This window comes from Nocardioides sp. REDSEA-S30_B4 (assembly GCF_001627265.1).
Lineage (GTDB): Bacteria > Actinomycetota > Actinomycetes > Propionibacteriales > Nocardioidaceae > Nocardioides.
Genome location: NZ_LUPI01000094.1, coordinates 1 through 15,976 on the forward strand (window position 1 = coordinate 1; position 15,976 = coordinate 15,976).

General features: G+C 72.8%; 13 protein-coding genes and 1 pseudogene. 8 read left to right on the forward strand and 6 right to left on the reverse strand.

Features of this window, described 5'->3' with window-relative positions:
* Positions 1–206: 206 nt before the first annotated feature.
* Complete coding sequence (locus tag A6R01_RS18365; RefSeq protein WP_366925122.1) at positions 207–1,133, forward strand: hypothetical protein; 927 nt, start codon at positions 207–209, stop codon at positions 1,131–1,133.
* A 16-nt stretch (positions 1,134–1,149) separates the two neighbouring features.
* On the opposite strand, the gene A6R01_RS16240 is transcribed toward A6R01_RS18365, so the two are convergent.
* The 5 genes and pseudogenes from A6R01_RS16240 to A6R01_RS16260 form a co-directional block, all read right to left on the reverse strand.
* Positions 1,150–2,469: a HAMP domain-containing sensor histidine kinase gene (locus A6R01_RS16240; protein WP_292608060.1), complete on the reverse strand. Its 1,320-nt coding sequence runs from the start codon at positions 2,467–2,469 to the stop codon at positions 1,150–1,152.
* A 20-nt stretch (positions 2,470–2,489) separates the two neighbouring features.
* Positions 2,490–3,125 (reverse strand): annotated as a pseudogene (locus A6R01_RS16245) (response regulator transcription factor); the annotation flags it as partial.
* A gap of 79 nt (positions 3,126–3,204) precedes the next feature.
* Positions 3,205–4,023 (reverse strand): fructosamine kinase family protein, encoded by an 819-nt coding sequence (locus A6R01_RS16250; RefSeq protein WP_292608063.1) that lies wholly within the window; start codon positions 4,021–4,023, stop codon positions 3,205–3,207.
* Positions 3,948–4,475: a low molecular weight protein-tyrosine-phosphatase gene (locus A6R01_RS16255; RefSeq protein ID WP_292608066.1), complete on the reverse strand. Its 528-nt coding sequence runs from the start codon at positions 4,473–4,475 to the stop codon at positions 3,948–3,950. Before A6R01_RS16255 ends, A6R01_RS16250 begins: the two co-directional genes overlap by 76 nt.
* 29 nt (positions 4,476–4,504) lie before the next feature.
* A complete protein-coding gene (locus A6R01_RS16260; RefSeq protein ID WP_292608068.1) occupies positions 4,505–4,885 on the reverse strand; it encodes a phage holin family protein in 381 nt (126 codons plus the stop codon).
* Between the two features lie 84 nt (positions 4,886–4,969).
* On the opposite strand from A6R01_RS16260, the gene A6R01_RS16265 reads away from it, so the two are divergent.
* The 7 genes from A6R01_RS16265 (at position 4,970) to A6R01_RS16295 (ending at position 15,571) form a co-directional block, all read left to right on the forward strand.
* A complete protein-coding gene (locus tag A6R01_RS16265) occupies positions 4,970–5,530 on the forward strand; it encodes a VanZ family protein (protein ID WP_292608071.1) in 561 nt (186 codons plus the stop codon).
* A 10-nt stretch (positions 5,531–5,540) separates the two neighbouring features.
* A complete protein-coding gene (gene hisC, locus A6R01_RS16270) occupies positions 5,541–6,632 on the forward strand; it encodes a histidinol-phosphate transaminase (RefSeq protein WP_292608074.1) in 1,092 nt (363 codons plus the stop codon).
* A gap of 217 nt (positions 6,633–6,849) precedes the next feature.
* Positions 6,850–10,182, forward strand: a complete 3,333-nt coding sequence (locus A6R01_RS16275; RefSeq protein WP_292608076.1) for a DUF2126 domain-containing protein — start codon at positions 6,850–6,852, stop codon at positions 10,180–10,182.
* A 22-nt stretch (positions 10,183–10,204) separates the two neighbouring features.
* Positions 10,205–12,664, forward strand: a complete 2,460-nt coding sequence (locus tag A6R01_RS16280) for a circularly permuted type 2 ATP-grasp protein (protein WP_292608079.1) — start codon at positions 10,205–10,207, stop codon at positions 12,662–12,664.
* Positions 12,661–13,551, forward strand: a complete 891-nt coding sequence (locus A6R01_RS16285) for a transglutaminase family protein (RefSeq protein ID WP_292608082.1) — start codon at positions 12,661–12,663, stop codon at positions 13,549–13,551. Before A6R01_RS16280 ends, A6R01_RS16285 begins: the two co-directional genes overlap by 4 nt.
* Positions 13,552–13,563: 12 nt before the next feature.
* Entirely contained in the window at positions 13,564–14,559 is a 996-nt protein-coding gene (locus A6R01_RS16290) for a putative zinc-binding metallopeptidase (protein ID WP_292608085.1), read from the forward strand.
* Positions 14,560–14,605: 46 nt separating this feature from the next.
* Complete coding sequence (locus tag A6R01_RS16295; protein WP_292608089.1) at positions 14,606–15,571, forward strand: glutathione S-transferase C-terminal domain-containing protein; 966 nt, start codon at positions 14,606–14,608, stop codon at positions 15,569–15,571.
* Between the two features lie 33 nt (positions 15,572–15,604).
* On the opposite strand, the gene A6R01_RS16300 is transcribed toward A6R01_RS16295, so the two are convergent.
* On the reverse strand, positions 15,605–15,817 hold the full coding sequence (locus A6R01_RS16300) for a DUF2945 domain-containing protein (RefSeq protein WP_292608092.1): 213 nt from the start codon (positions 15,815–15,817) through the stop codon (positions 15,605–15,607).
* Positions 15,818–15,976: the final 159 nt, after the last annotated feature.

The following is a 15,976-nucleotide window of genomic DNA, read 5'->3' on the forward strand; positions in this document are numbered from 1 at the left end:
CCCTCACCAAACCCCGCATCCGCCGCTGCCTCAAGCGCTACATCGCACGCGAGATCTACCGACACCTCGCAGCCCTTGACACGCTATAGAAGCGTCTCGGCGCTGGCTCGCCTCGCACCTCGACCAGCGGGACGCCGTGCATCAGTGACGTCTGGGCCGTGCGCGGGCGACGTCTGGGCCGTGCGTGAGTGACGGTTCGGCCGTGCGTGAGTGACGTCTCGGCGTCAGAGCAGGCCGGCCTTGCGGGCGAGGCGGTCGGCGAGCTCGGCGGGGTCGAGGTCGTCGCGCAGGATGCGGGCGGTGGACCAGCCGGAGGTGTCGAGGCCGGAGATGGCGGTGAAGGTCGCGAGGTCGTCGGCGTAGGTGTCGGCGAGCAGTCGCAGGTCCTCACCGGTCGGTGGAGGCGCGTCGAGGCGCCGCTCGTGGGAGTTGCGTGGGCGGGGGTCGATGTCGCGGCCGAAGCGGTGCAGGCCCAGGAAGTCGGTCATCGAGTCCAGCGCCGCGCCCGGGTCGCCGACGACGTCGTCGAAGCGCATCAGCAGCATCCGCTCGCGGGGCAGGTGCTCGAGCGCGCGGCGCAGCTGGATGCCGTAGAGGCCGCGCGCGACGACGGAGTACTGCCGCGCGTCGCGCTTGCTCCAGCCCTCCGGCACCTCGGAGACGCCGGGCGTGCGCATCCGGATCAGCTCGCCGAAGGAGGGGTACTCCCGCTTCCCGGCGAGCTTGTCGGTGAGCATCGTCCACTGCGAGAACGCCCGCTCGATCGGGTCGCGGAAGCACAGCACCACCTGCACCTGCGGCCCACCGGTCGCGGCGAGGTGGGCGTCGTAGGCGGCGATCCGCTCCACGGCCCCCGGCCAGAAGAGGTACGACGGTGTCGAGTCGATCGCCCGGCGTGCGAGCCCCTGCTGGTCGGCCCGCGGGACGGTGCCGTAGTCGGAGTAGTCCGGCGTCGACCAGTCGCGGGAGTCGTCGTCGAAGAAGTGCCGCTCCTTCACCCCGTGCCGGGCGACGTGACGGTGCCGGACCAGCAGCGCGTGCAGGGTGCCGGAGGCCCCCTTCTGCACGCCGCCCAGGATGATGCTGACGGGCAGGAACGTCGCCTCTTCCCCAGTCATGGGTCGCGAGTCTAGGTCGGCCGCGGTCGGCTCAGGCCGACGTGGTCGCGTCGCCGGGCAGGACCAGGACCAGCCGTGCACCGCCGTACGGCGACCGCTCGGCGTGCACGCGGCCCGCGTGCCGCTCGGCGGCCTGCGCCACGATCGAGAGGCCGAGCCCGGAGCCGGGCATCGCCCGGGACTCCTCGGACCGGTAGAACCGGTCGAAGACGTGGGGCAGGTCCTGCTCGGCGATGCCGGGGCCCTCGTCGTCGACGGTAAGCACGCCGTCGACCAGCGAGACCCGCACGGTGCCACCGGGCGGGCTCCACTTCGCGGCGTTGTCGAGGAGGTTCGTGACGGCGCGCTCCAGCGTCCCGGCCTCGCCGCGCACCACCCAGGGCGCGACGTCGACCTCGAAGGTGAGCAGCGGCGCGCGGCGGCGGACGCGCTCGACCGCGTGGTCGACCGCCTCGGCGAGGTCGATGGTCTCCACGACGGTCGGCAACGGCTCGTCGCGGGCCAGCTCGACGAGGTCGCCGACGAGCTGGCTGAGCTCCTCGATCTGGGCCGACACGTCGTCGAGCAGCTCCTCCCGGGTGCCGGGGGGCAGGTCCGCGCCGCCGCCGTCGGCCTGCCCGAGGAGCTCGATGTTGGTGCGCAGCGAGGTGAGCGGCGTGCGCAGCTCGTGCCCGGCGTCGGCGACGAGCTGGCGCTGACGGGCCCGGGAGTGGTCGAGCGCCTGCAGCATCTGGTTGAACGCGGTGGCCAGCCGGGCGACCTCGTCGTCGCCCTCGACGGTGATCGGCTCGAGCCGCTCGGTGCGGGCGATGGTCTCGACTGCGCCGGTGAGCCGGCGCACGGGACGCAGGCCGTTGGTCGCGACCGCCCACCCGGCCATGGCGGCGGTGATGATGCCGGAGAGGCCGAACAGGATGCTGACGAAGCCGAGCTTGGCCAGCACCTTCTCCTGCGGGTCCAGCGACTGCGCGAGCACGAGGGCCTGGCGGTCCTGACCGGCCGGCACCGCGACCACCCGGAAGCGCTCGTCACCGGTCTCGACGGTGCGCAGCGAGTAGTCGGCCGTGCCCAGCGCGACCGCGAGCTCCTCGTCGCCGAGGGAGATCTTGGGGTCGTCGGCGCTGTCGGCCGACAGGACCGGCGGGTTGTGGTCGAGGTCGATGAAGGCGATGCGGATGTCACCGGCACCCAGCGCCCACGGCGGGATGTCGGCGCGCACGTTGTTGGCCAGCGTCGCCTGGGTCGCCGCCTGCTGGGCCCGCTCGAGCAGCGAGGAGTCCAGGCTGCTCTGCAGCTGCAGACGGGTGGTGACGAACGCACCGAGCGCGACGAACGCGACGGCGACGCCCACCGCGATCGTGGTGAGCAGCGTGTCTTGCGGCGCAGGTAGCCGACGTAGACCTCCAGCGAGTTGGCGGTCGTGGGGAAGTCGTAGCCCCAGACCTCCTCGAGGATGAAGGACCGCTCGAGCCCCCGCCGCGGCCGGCGCAGGAACATCTCCAGCAGCGTGAACTCGGTGCGGGTCAGCTCGATGGCCCGCTGCCCGCGGTGCACCTCGCGGCTGGCGGTGTCCATGGTCAGGTCGGCGAAGGAGAGCACCTCGTCGTGGGCGCCCTCGGCGGGGGTGACCCGGCGCAGCAGGGCGCGCAGCCGTGCCAGCAGCTCGGCGAGCGCGAAGGGCTTGGTGAGGTAGTCGTCGGCCCCGGCGTCCAGGCCCTCGACCCTGTCGCCCACGGCGTCGCGCGCGGTCAGCACCAGCACCGGCAGGTCGTGGCCGGCGGCCCGCAGCGCACGGGTCGTCTCCAGCCCGCCCAGGCGCGGCATCATCACGTCCATCACGACCACGTCGGGCCGCGCGGTGCCGATCGAGGCCAGGGCCTCGGCACCGTCGCTGGCCAGCACGACGTCGTAGCCGTTGTACTCCAGGCTGCGGCGCAGCGACTCCCGCACGGCCTTGTCGTCGTCGACGACGAGGACGCGCTGTCGGGTGTCGGCGGAGGTGCTCACCCGATCACTGTGCCAGGCACGGCTGAGCGGTGGCTGAGAGTGCCCGCGGTGTCATGGGGTCCGGTCGTGGGGCGCGCGCTCACAGGTAGCGCGCGGCCAGGTCGGCGGCCCGCGGGCCGTAGCCGCCACCGAAGAGGCACGCGTGCACCAGCAGCGGGAAGAGCTGGTGCAGCGCGAGGCGGTCCTGCCAGCCCTCGGCCAACGGGTGCACCGACTCGTAGGCCTCGAGCACCTGCGGCAGGTGCGGCAGCCCGAAGAGGGCGAGCATGGCGAGGTCCACCTCGCGGTGCCCGCCGTACGCCGCCGGGTCGACCAGCCAGCCCTGCGCAGGCTCCCCGGGGGACCCGGCGCCCCACACGACGTTGCCGTTCCACAGGTCGCCGTGGAGCAGGGCCGGCGGCTCCTCCGGCAGCAGGCCGGGGAGCCGTCCGACGAGCGACTCGATCCGGGCGGCCTGGTGGTCCTCCAGTGCACCTCGGTCGCGGGCGAGCTTGAGGTAGGGCAGCACGCGGCGTACGGCGTAGAACTCCGCCCACGTGGGGGCGGTGCGCTGGGGCAGGGGGAGGCGGCCGATGAAGCCGTCCCGCTCGGCACCGAACGCCTCGGCGCCGGCGAGGTGGGTGTGCGCCAGCGCGCGCCCGAAGGCCGTCGCGGCCTCGAGGGAGGGACGCGCCGGCTCGACCCAGCGCACGACCAGGCACTCCTCGTCGACGGCCAGCACGTCGGGGACGGGGGCGGCGTCGCCGGGGGCGGAGCCCAGCCAGCGCAGCCCGGCGGCCTCGGCCTCGAAGAAGCCGTCCGGGACGCGGGGCGCGGTCTTCATCAGCGCGGTCGTGCCGTCGGAGAGACGCAGCTTGGTGGCGCGGCAGGTGTCGCCGCCGGCGACCTCCGCGGGCACGTGCGCTCCACCATCGACAGCACCTCCTCGAAGCCGGAGTCCCCACCGTAGTAGGGGTCCGGTACCTCGCCACCGGTGCCGACGGGGTCGAAGTCGCGGAAGAGCCGGACCCGGTCGGACCGGCCCCCGATGTCGGCGAGGTTGGAGCCGTCCATGGCCAGCAGCAGGTCGTGGTCCTCGAGCCAGGTGGGGGCGAACTGCTGCGCCCGGTGGACCGGGTCGTAGCCGGCGGCGGTGAGCGTGGCGGCGGCCCGACGGTCCATCGGGTCGCCGACGTGCCAGCCGCCGGTGCCGCAGGAGTCGACGGCGACCGAGGCGGCCAGGCCGGCCTCGTCGACGCGGGTGCGCAGCACGACGTCGGCCATCGGGGAGCGGCAGATGTTGCCCAGGCAGACCAGCCCGACGCGGTAGCGGCCGGGTTCGCGCGGCGCGGGCAGCGCAGGGGTGGTCACGAGGTGTCCCGAGAGCTCTGTGGCGGTGGTCAGTCGTCGGTGCCGAGGACGCCGTCGACGATCCAGGTGACGACGGTGATCACGATCGCGCCGCCGACCGCGGGCCAGAACCCGGTCACCTCGAACCCGATGTCGGCCGCCTCGGCGATCGCGTCGGTCAGCAGCAGCATGCCGGCATTGATGACCAGCAGGAACAGCCCCAGCGTGAGCAGGATCAGCGGGAAGGACAGCACCTTCAGCACCGGCTTCACGAACGCGGTGACCGCACCGAGGATCAGCGCCACCAGCAGCAGCGGCACGATCTTCTCCGAGGTCGGCGCGTTGCCGGGGGTGAACGTGATGCCGTCGATCAGCCACGCGGCGGCAGCCAGCGCGACGGCGTTGGTGAAGAGCCAGGTCACGATGCGCACCCCTCGATCATGGCAGGTGGACGCAGGTCCCCGCAGGGGCGCGGGTCCACACCCGGCCGGGGTTGCGCCACTACCCTCGGGGCGGTGTTCCCGGTCGGTGGTGTGGGCGTGATGCTGCTCGGCATCGCGGTGGCCGGCGTGCCGTGCCTGGCCCTGGTCGCGGTGCTGCGTCGTCGTACGGGCGCTGCGTGGGCGTGGTCCCTGGGCCTGCTGCTCTGGTCGCTGGCCACGATCGGCGTGCTCACGCTGATCCCCACCGACGGTGCGCCAGGCGTGGTCTACGCCGACGAGCGCTTCTACAACTCCTGCTCCTTCGACTACGGCGGGCCGGCGCCCGATGGCTTCTGGATCGTCAGCGGCGGGCAACGGCTGCTCAACGCCGTGATCTTCGTGCCGTCGGGCGCCCTGCTCGTGCTGGTGCTCGCCCGGTGGCGCAGCGCCCGGTGGACGATCCCGGTCGGGCTGCTCGGCCTGGGCCTGGTCTCGGTGGGGATCGAGGCCACCCAGCAGGTGCTCTCGCGCCTGGACCGCTCCTGCGACGTCACCGACGTCGTCGACAACCTCACCGGCGCCGCGATCGGGGTCCTGGTCGGGCTGGCGCTGCTGCCGCTCGTCCGTCCGTGGCGTCGGGACGTCGACGCCTAGGGTGGTCGTCATGACCACCCCGTCGACCCCGCAGCCGCGCTCGCACATCCGCGAGATCCCGGCCTACGTCCCCGGGAAGCCGCCCACCCCGCGGCCGGACCTGGTGACCTACAAGCTCTCCAGCAACGAGAACCCCTACCCGCCGCTGCCCGGCGTCATCGAGGCAGCCCGTGGCGCGGTGGACCTGATGAACCGCTACCCCGACATGGGCAACGCGACGTTGTACGCCGGCCTGGCCGCGCGCCTCGGCGTGCCGGTCGAGGACCTTGCCGCCGGCACCGGCTCGGTGGCGCTGATCTACCAGCTGCTGGCCGCCTTCTGCGACCCCGGCGACGAGGTCGTCTACGCGTGGCGCTCCTTCGAGGCCTACCCCATCGCCGTGACGTCCGCGGGGGCCGTCTCGGTGCAGGTGCCGCTGACCGACGAGGCCCGCCACGACCTCGACGCGATGGCCGCGGCGATCACCGACCGCACCAAGGTCGTCATCGTCTGCACCCCCAACAACCCCACCGGCCCGTCGGTGACCCAGACCGAGCTCGACGCGTTCCTCGCGAAGGTGCCGTCGCACGTCGTGGTCGTCGTCGACGAGGCCTACCTTGAGTTCGTCCGGATGCCCGACGCCGTCGACGGCCTCGCGACCTACCGCGCGCACCCCAACGTGGTGCTCTTCCGCACCTTCTCCAAGGCCTACGGCCTGGCGGGATTCCGCGTCGGCTACGCCGTCGCGCACTCCGAGATCGCCGCCGCGCTGCGCGCGGTCTCGCTGCCCTTCGGCGTCTCGGCCGTCGCCCAGGTGGCCGCGGTCGCCTCGCTGGAGGCAGAGTCGGCGCTGCTCGAGCGGGTCGACGCGCTGGTCGCCGAGCGCGACCGGGTCGGCGCGGCCCTGCGTGAGGTCGGTTGGGACGTGCCCGAGGCCCGAATCCCCGACAGCCAGGGGAACTTCTTCTGGTTCGCCCTCGGCGAGCGCACCGCCGACTTCGCCGCCGCCTGCGACCAGGCCGGCATCGTGGTCCGGCCCTTCGCCGGCGAGGGCTGCCGGGTCTCGGTCGGCGAGCCCGAGGCGAACGACCGGCTGGTGGAGGTCGCAGCCCGGTTCGCGTGAGTCGGCCGCGTGAGTCGGGCCGCGTGAGGCTGGTCGGGGTGCTGTGAGGTTCATCGGCGCCCCGATGGACCTCACGGACCCCCCGACGCAGCTGCATCGGCGTACCGAGAGGTTCAGCGGCCCCCCGCTGAACCTCACGGGCCGTTCCCCGCAGCGACCCCGGTGGTCCCCCCTCGGGCGTTACCGCGGCGCAACCCTCGTCCGGCAGGCTTGCGCCATGTCGATCAAGGTCGCGCTGGAGCACCGCACCACCTACGACTTCGCCGAGCCCGTGTCGGTGGCACCGCACGTGGTGCGGCTGCGGCCGGCGCCGCACTGCCGCACGCCGATCGAGGCCTACAGCCTGGACGTGAAGCCGGCCAACCACTTCGTGAACTGGCAGCAGGATCCCTTCGGCAACTGGCTGGCCCGTCTGGTCTTCCCCGAGAAGGTCGAGACCCTCGACATCACCGTCGGGCTGGTCGCGGACCTGATGACGATCAACCCGTTCGACTTCTTCATCGAGGAGTACGCCGAGCGGTTCCCCTTCACCTACGAAGACTCGCTCGCCGCCGACCTCGCGCCGTACCTGCGCCCCGTCGACGCCAGCGACGACCTGGCCGCCTGGCGGGAGAGGCTGCCCGACCTGCCCGAGGACGGCGTCCCCACGGTCACGTTCCTCGCCGAGCTCAACTCCGCGGTCCACCGCGACGTCGCCTACAGCGTGCGCATGGAGCCGGGCGTGCAGGACCCCGACGAGACGCTGCGCCTGGGCATCGGGTCCTGCCGCGACTCCGCGTGGCTGCTGGTCAGCCTGCTGCGGATGTACGGCCTGGCCGCCCGCTTCGTCTCCGGCTACCTCGTCCAGCTCGCCGCCGACCAGGAGAGCCTCGACGGCCCCAGCGGCCCGGCCGAGGACTTCACCGACCTGCACGCCTGGACCGAGGTGTTCGTCCCGGGCGCCGGCTGGGTCGGCATGGACCCCACCTCCGCGCTCTTCGCCGGCGAGGGCCACATCCCGCTCTCGGCGACCCCGCACCCCAGCAGCGCCGCGCCCATCGAGGGCGCCACCGACCCGGTCGAGGTCACCTTCTCCTTCCACAACCAGGTCACCCGCGTCCACGAGGACCCCCGGGTCACCAAGCCCTACACCGATGCCCAGTGGGCCCGCATCGACGCGCTCGGCGAGGCCGTCGACGAGCGCCTCCAGAAGGGCGACGTGCGCCTGACGATGGGTGGTGAGCCCACGTTCGTCTCCCTCGACGACGCCACCACGCCGCAGTGGAACACCGACGCCGACGGCCCCGAGAAGCGAGCGCTGGCCCGCGACCTCGCCGACCGCCTCCGGCAGGTGTACGCCGGTGGAGGGGTCGTGCACCGGGGCCAGGGCAAGTGGTACCCGGGCGAGCCGCTGCCCCGCTGGAACATCGGTCTCCAGTGGCGCACCGACGGGGTGCCGCTGTGGCAGGACCCCGCGCTGTTCGCCGAGCCCTGGGTGGAGGCCCCCGACGGGCAGAGCGCCACCGACGAGGACGCTCGCGCACTGGCCGAGCGGGTCACCGCCGTGCTGGGCCTGCCCGCGGAGCAGCTGCGGGCGGCGTACGAGGACCCGTTCGCGGCGCTGGCCGACCACGTGCGCCAGCCGCACGGCGAGCGCCCGAGCGAGGAGGAGGGCCTCGAGGGGCTGGACCAGCAGGCGCTGGACCTGGTCGCCCGGCTCGACGCCGACGTCACCGAGCCCACCGGCTGGGTGCTGCCGCTGGCCACCGGCGAGGAGTGGACCAGCCCGCAGTGGCGCTTCCGCCGCGGCCGGCTGGTGCTGACCCCGGGCACGAGTGCCGTGGGGCTGCGCCTGCCGCTGGACTCGATCTCGTGGACCGACCCCGAGGCGACCGACCAGCCGTCGTACCTCGAGGCCGGCCCGCCGCTGGAGCCGAAGGTGCCGAGCGTGGAGGTCGTCGACCCCGAGGGCGCGCCCACCACGGCGCTGGCCTTCGAGGCCCGGGACGGGCACGTGCACGTCTTCCTGCCGCCGACCGAGCGGCTGGAGGACTACGCCGACCTGCTGCGGCTGGTCGAGGTGTCTGCCCGCAAGGTGGGCCGACCGGTGGTGCTCGAGGGCTACGGCCCGCCGCCGGACCCGCGCCTGACCAGCCTCACCGTCACCCCCGACCCCGGCGTCATCGAGGTCAACGTGCAGCCGACCCGGTCCTGGGCCGAGCAGCGCGACCTGACCGAGACGCTCTACGAGCACGCCCGGCAGGCGCGGCTGACGACCGAGAAGTTCGACCTCGACGGGCTGCACACCGGCACCGGCGGCGGCAACCACCTCACCCTCGGCGGCCACCAGCCCGTCGACAGCCCGCTGCTGCGGCGCCCCGACCTGCTGGTCAGCCTGCTGACCTACTGGCAGCGGCACCCCTCGCTGTCCTACCTCTTCTCCGGGCGCTTCATCGGCCCGACCAGCCAGGCGCCGCGCTTCGACGAGGGCCGGCCCGAGGCGGTCTACGAGATGGAGATCGCGATCCAGGAGATCGGCCGGATCGTCGAGCACCTGGCGACCGAGACCGACGAGGACGGCGAGCCGCTCGAGCCGCGCCCGTGGCTGGTCGACCGCGCCCTGCGACACCTGCTGACCGACCTGACCGGCAACACCCACCGCGCGGAGTTCTGCATCGACAAGCTCTACAGCCCCGACTCCTCGCGGGGACGCCTCGGGCTGCTGGAGCTGCGCGGCTTCGAGATGCCGCCGCACCCGCAGATGGCGTTGGTGCAGGCCCTGCTGGTGCGCAGCCTGGTCGCGATGTTCTGGGACGAGCCGTGCACCGACCCGCTGATCCGCTGGGGCGCCGCGCTGCACGAGGACTTCCTGCTCCCGCAGGGCTGCATCCGCGACATCGCCGCCGTCGCGGCCGACCTGAGGGCAGCGGGCATCGGTTTCGAGGAGTCCTGGCTCGACCCGTTCACCGAGTTCCGCTTCCCGCGGATCGGGCAGACCGAGGTGCCGCTGGGCGCCGGCCGGCCGCCGGCAGAGCTCGAGCTGCGCCAGGCGATCGAGCCGTGGATGGTGCTGGGCGAGGAGGCCACCAGCGGCGGCACCGCCCGCTACGTCGACTCCTCCGTCGAGCGTCTCCAGGTCACGGTTCGGGGGATCGACCCCCGCCGGCACCTGGTGACGTGTCAGGGTGTCCCGGTGCCCCTGACCCCGACAGGACGCCCCGGCGAGCTGTACGCCGGTGTGCGCTACCGCGCCTGGCAGCCGTGGTCGGCCCTGCACCCCTCGATCGCGGTGCACGCCCCGCTGCACGTCGAGGTCGTCGACACCGCCGCCGAGGTCAGCCTGGGCGGCGCGACCTACCACGTGTCCCACCCGGGCGGTCGCAACTACGCCACCCCGCCGGTCAACGCCCAGGAGGCCGAGGCCCGCCGTGCGGTGCGCTTCGAGCCGCGCGGGCACACCGCCGGCACGCTCGACGTCGGCGGGATGCGCGAGGCCGCGGCCCGCGCCACCGCGCCGGAGACCCCGCACACCCTCGACCTGCGTCGCGTCCCGGGGCGGCTCCTGACGTGAGCGCGGTGCGAGGGAGGGCCGGATGACGGTCCTCCGCGACTACGCCGCCGCCACGTCCCAGCCCACGCTGGGCGACCCCGACGGCCCCGGTCGCTTCGACGAGGTGGTCGGCCCCGACGGGTCGCTGCGACCGGCGTGGAAGGGCCTGGCCGAGCTGGCGGTCTCGCTGACCCCCGGGGACATGTACCGCGCCGACAGCGACATCGCCCGCTTCCTCGCCGACGACGGCGTCACCTACGCGCGTCCCGGTGACCGGCAGGGACCGTGGCGCCTCGACCCGGTCCCGCTCGTGATCGACGCCCGCACCTGGGCGCCCCTGGAGAAGGGCCTCGCCCAGCGCGCGGAGCTCTTCAACGCCCTGCTCGTCGACCTGTACGGCGACCAGCGGCTGCTCGCCGAGGGCGTCGTCCCGCCCGCGGTCGTGCTCGGCCACGGTGGCTTCACCCGTGCGGTCGCGCGGCGCTCGCTGGGCGAGCAGCCGATCGACCCGCGGCCGCTGGTCTTCTCCGCCACCGACCTGGCGCGCGACGCCGCGGGCGAGTGGCGGGTCATCGGCGACCGGGCCCAGGCCCCGTCGGGCCTGGGCTACGCGATGGAGAACCGCCGCGTCATCTCCCGCGTCGTCCCCGAGCTCTACCGCCAGGCCGGCCTGCACCGGATGGAGCCCTACTTCTGGGCGCTGCGCTCGGCGCTGATCCAGTCCGCCAACGGCGACCTCGCCGACCCCCGGGTCGTGGTGCTCTCGCCGGGCACGCACTCCGAGACCGCCTACGACCAGGCCTTCGTCGCCTCCACGCTCGGCTTCCCGTTGGTCCAGGGCAGCGACCTGCTGATCCGCGACGGGTGGGTGTACCTCCGCCAGGGGCGGGGCCGCATGGAGCGGGTCGACGTGATCCTGCGGCGCGTCGACGCCGCGTGGTCCGACCCGCTGGAGCTGCGCGGGGAGTCCCAGCTGGGCGTCGCCGGGCTCGTGGAGGCGGTGCGTCGCGGGCGCGTCCGGGTCGTCAACGGGCTCGGGTCCGGCGTGCTCGAGAACCCCGGCCTGGCGCCGTACCTCCCCCTGCACGTGCGACCCATCGACGGCCCCTCGGCGGAGCTGGAGCGCCTGCCCACGGCCAAGGTCATCGAGCGGATCCTCGACGAGCCGCACCGCTACGTCGGCCAGGAGCGACTGCCGTTCTCCCAGGTGCCGACCTGGCGCAGCGGCGCGGCGCGGCCGCGGCCGGTGACGCTGCGGACCTTCGCGCTGCGCTACGGCGGCTCCTACCGCCCGCTGGTCGGCGGGCTGGCCAACGTCTACGACGACGGCGGCTTCCGCTCCTCGGCCAGCAAGGACGTCTGGGTGCTCAAGGCCGACCCGGCCGACGCCGACCAGGGCCTGGCCGAGGTGATGTCGATGACCGCCGCGCGCGCCGTCGCGGTCACCGTCCCCCGTGTCCTCGAGGACCTCTTCTGGGTCGGCCGGTACGCCGAGCGCGCCGAGGACATGCTGCGGCTGCTCATCGTCACCCACACCATCTCCGAGGACTTCCGCACCAGCCCCGGCTCGGTGGGTGGCGCCAGCCTGGCGGTCCTGCTGGGCACCATCGGGCGTCTCGCGGGCCGGCAGTTCGACGACCTCGACGCGGAGTTCCGCTCGCTGCTCACCGATGCCGACCGCGTCGGCTCGGTCGCCCACTCGATCGAGAACCTCCGCACCGCCCTCACCGACGTCCGCGACCAGCTCTCCGCCGACACCTGGCGTGCGTTCGGCGTCGTCGAGCGCGCGCACGAGGCGTTGGCCGCGAACCCGCACAGCCACCAGGTCGCCGACACCGCCGGTCGCATCCTCACCGGCGTGCTGTCCCTGCAGGGCGTCTTCGCGAGCATGATGCGCGACGACGGCTGGCACATGATCGGCGCGGGCCGCTCGCTGGAGCGTTCCCTGCAGCTGGTCCACCTGCTGCGTTCCTCGACCACGGTGCGGCGCGGCATCGACGTCGACCGGACGGTCCTCAACGCGGTGCTGGAGTCCGCGGAGTCCTCGGTGACCCACCGCCGTCGCTACCGCGGCTACGTGCGCCCCGCCGGGGTGCTCGAGCTGCTGGTCGTCGACCCCGACAACCCGCGCTCCCTGGCCTTCAGCCTCGCCGAGGTGCGCGACCACGTCGCGGCGCTGCCGGCCTCGACCGGGTCCACCCGACCCGAGCGGCTGGTCGAGAACCTGCTGGCGGAGGTCGAGGACCAGTCGGTGGCCGAGCTGGTGGCGATCGGCGGGGTCAACCGGCCCAACCTCGAGTCCTTCCTCGACGACACCCTGGACCGGCTGGCGCGGCTCGGTGAGTCGGTCGAGGACCTGCACCTGCGCTCCGGCCCGCCGCCGCGCTCCTTCGGCGCGCTCGCGATCGTCGACTCGCTGCCGGCCGAGCCGGCCACCGGCACCATCCCGGCCATCACCGAGCCGCTGGCCGACGACGCCCCGGGCACGCGGGAGGGCGCGTGAGGTACCGCGTCTCCCACCGCACCGTCTACTCCTACGACGAGCCGGTCACCGACTCCTTCGGCCTGGCCTATCTGACCCCCAGGTCGCTGCCGTGGCAGGAGGTCGCCAGCCACGAGGTCGCGGTCGACCCGGAGGCGTCCGACCTGGCGCAGGAGACCGACTACTACGGCAACCTGGCGACGTACTTCCAGGTGACCGAGCGGCACACGACGCTGATCGTCGACGCGCTCTCCGAGGTCACCGTCACCACGCCCATCCACTCCGACGCCGCACTCGGCGGCGCGTGGGAGCGGGCCCGGCCGCTGCTCGACCCGACGCTCCCCGGGGCCTGGCAGGCCACCGACTTCGCGCTCGCGTCCGGCTCGGCAGAGCAGACCGCCGAGGCCAAGGAGTACGCCGCGGAGTCGCTGACCCGCGGTCGCCCGATCGGCGAGGCGGCATCGGACCTGATGACCCGCATCCACCGCGACTTCGCCTACGACAAGACCGCGACGACCGTGACGTCCACGATCGACGACATCTTCGGCAAGCGCGCGGGCGTCTGCCAGGACTTCGCCCACCTCACGCTGGCCTGCCTGCGCGGCCACGGCCTGGCCGCCCGCTACGTCTCGGGCTACCTCGCCACCGAGCCGCCCCCGGGCAAGGAGCGGATCGTCGGCGCCGACGCCTCGCACGCGTGGGTGGAGGTGTGGCTGCCCGACCACGACGGCGGCGGGCCGGGGGAGTGGCTGGCCATCGACCCGACCAACGACCAGTGGGCCGGCGACCGCTACGTCACCGTCGCCTGGGGCCGCGACTACGGGGACGTGCCGCCGGTCAAGGGTGTGATCTTCACCGAGGCCAAAAGATCCACCCTGCGGGTGGAGGTCGACGTCGCACCCCTCTGACACCATCTCGACGTGAAGTCCTACCGCTGCCGGGTGTGCGACAACCCGCTCTACTTCGAGAACTCGGTGTGCGTCTCCTGCGGGACGGCCCTGGGCTACTCCCGCGCCGAGCGCGCGATCGTCCCCGTCGACGAGCAGGGGCGCTACGTCGACGCCGAGGGGTTGGTCTGGCACGTCTGCTGCAACCTCAACCTGTCCGGCTGCACCTGGCTGGCCACCACCGAGGGCGGGCAGTGCTCGGCCTGTGACCTGACCCGCACCCGCCCCGCTGACGACGACGAGGTCGGGCTGACCAACTACCCCGCGGCGGAGAAGGCCAAGCGACACCTCGTCGCCGAGCTCGACACCCTCGGCTTCCGGGTCGTCGGCAAGGATCCGGCCCAGGGCGGGGACCCCGACGAGGGCCTGGCCTTCGACCTCCTCTCCTCGGTGGAGGAGAACGTCGTCATCGGCCACGAGGACGGCGTCATCACCATCGACCTGGCCGAGTCCGACGCGGCGTACCGCGAGAAGGTCCGCGCCCAGCTCGACGAGCCCTACCGCACCATGCTCGGGCACTTCCGGCACGAGGTCGGCCACTACTACGAGTGGCAGCTGGTCCGCGGCGAGGAGCGGATGGCGCGCTGTCGCGAGCTGTTCGGCGACGAGTCGATCGACTACCAGGCCGAGATCGACCGGCACTACTCCGAGGGCCCGCCGGCCGGCTGGGAGCAGCGGTTCATCTCGACGTACGCCACGATGCACCCCTTCGAGGACTTCGCCGAGACCTTCGCGCACTACCTGCACATCTGCGACACCATCGAGACCGCCGGTGAGTACGGCCTGACCTCGGTCGCGCCGGTCTCGGCGTTCTCGAGCTTCCGCGACGTCGTCAGCGGGATCTGGGTGCCGCTGTCGGTCGCGCTGAACATGATCAACCGCTCGATGGGCAAGGACGACCTCTACCCGTTCGTCATCCCAGACCCGGTCCTCGACAAGCTCGACTTCGTCGCCTCGCTGCCGCAGTAGCCACCGGGGTGAACGGACTGGTTGAAGCCTCACCTAGTCTCGAGCCATGAGTGACGACCAGACCCCGTCGTACGTCGAGAAGGGCGGCTTCGAGCGGGACATGAACTACGTCCTGGACCGGATCACCCGCGGTGGGGAGAAGCCCGAGCACGGCCCGGTCAACGGGGAGCTGTGGCCGGTCGAGCCGGGGCGCTACCGCCTCGTCGCGGCCCGCGCCTGCCCCTGGGCCAACCGCGCGATCATCGTGCGCGAGCTGCTCGGCCTGCAGGACGTCATCTCGCTCGGGACGCCCGGGCCCACCCACGACAAGCGCTCGTGGACCTTCGACCTCGACGAGGGCGACAAGGACCCGGTGCTCGGCATCCACTGGCTGCGCGAGGCCTACGACAAGCGCTTCCCCGACTACCCGCGCGGCATCACCGTGCCGGCGATCGTAGACGTCCCGACCGGGGAGATCGTCACCAACGACTTCCCGTGGATCACCCACGACTTCTTCTTCGAGTGGCGCGACCACCACAAGCCCGACGCGCCCGACCTGTGGCCCGACGACCTCCGCGAGGAGATGGAGGAGGTCATGCAGCGGGTCTTCACCGAGGTCAACAATGGTGTCTACCGCTGCGGCTTCGCCGGCGACCAGGACAGCTACGAGGCGGCGTACGACCGGCTCTTCGACGCGCTGGACTGGCTCGAGTCACGGCTGGAGGACCGGCGCTACCTGATGGGGGACTCGATCACCGAGGCCGACGTCCGCCTCTTCACGACCCTCGTGCGCTTCGACGCCGTCTACCACGGCCACTTCAAGTGCAACCGCAACAAGCTGGCCGAGATGCCCAACCTCTGGGGCTACGCGCGCGACCTGTTCCAGACGCCCGGCTTCGGCGACACCATCGCCTTCGACCAGATCAAGGCGCACTACTACGTGGTCCACAAGGACATCAATCCGACCGGGATCGTCCCCAAGGGGCCCGACGAGACTCTCTGGCACACGCCGCACGGGCGCGAGCGGCTCTGACGCGCAGGCCGCCGGGCGCACCGTCGAGCGGGCTCAGGCCCGCTCGACCTCGCTCTTCAGCTTCAGGACCGTCGTGCCGTCGGACTGCTCGATGACGTACGCCGGGTCGTCCTTGCTGCCCTTGCGCTTGATCTTCTCGCCCTTGACCTGACGCTCGACGGTGTCGTGGTGCACCTCGGTGACGGTGCCGCTCGCCGACCCGTTGCCCCACGACCAGCTGACCTCGGTGCCCTTGCGGATGCTCATGCCCTCGACGGTAGGCACGCGCGGGGCCGCGTCCGCTCACCCGACAGGCTTCCTGACCGCCCTGGGTCTCGAGGCTCGCTCCGCTCGCACCTCGACCGGAGGAAGGGCCGGCTGCGCTCGCACCTCGACCGCCGGGCGGACAGCGGTGCCCGGTTGGCG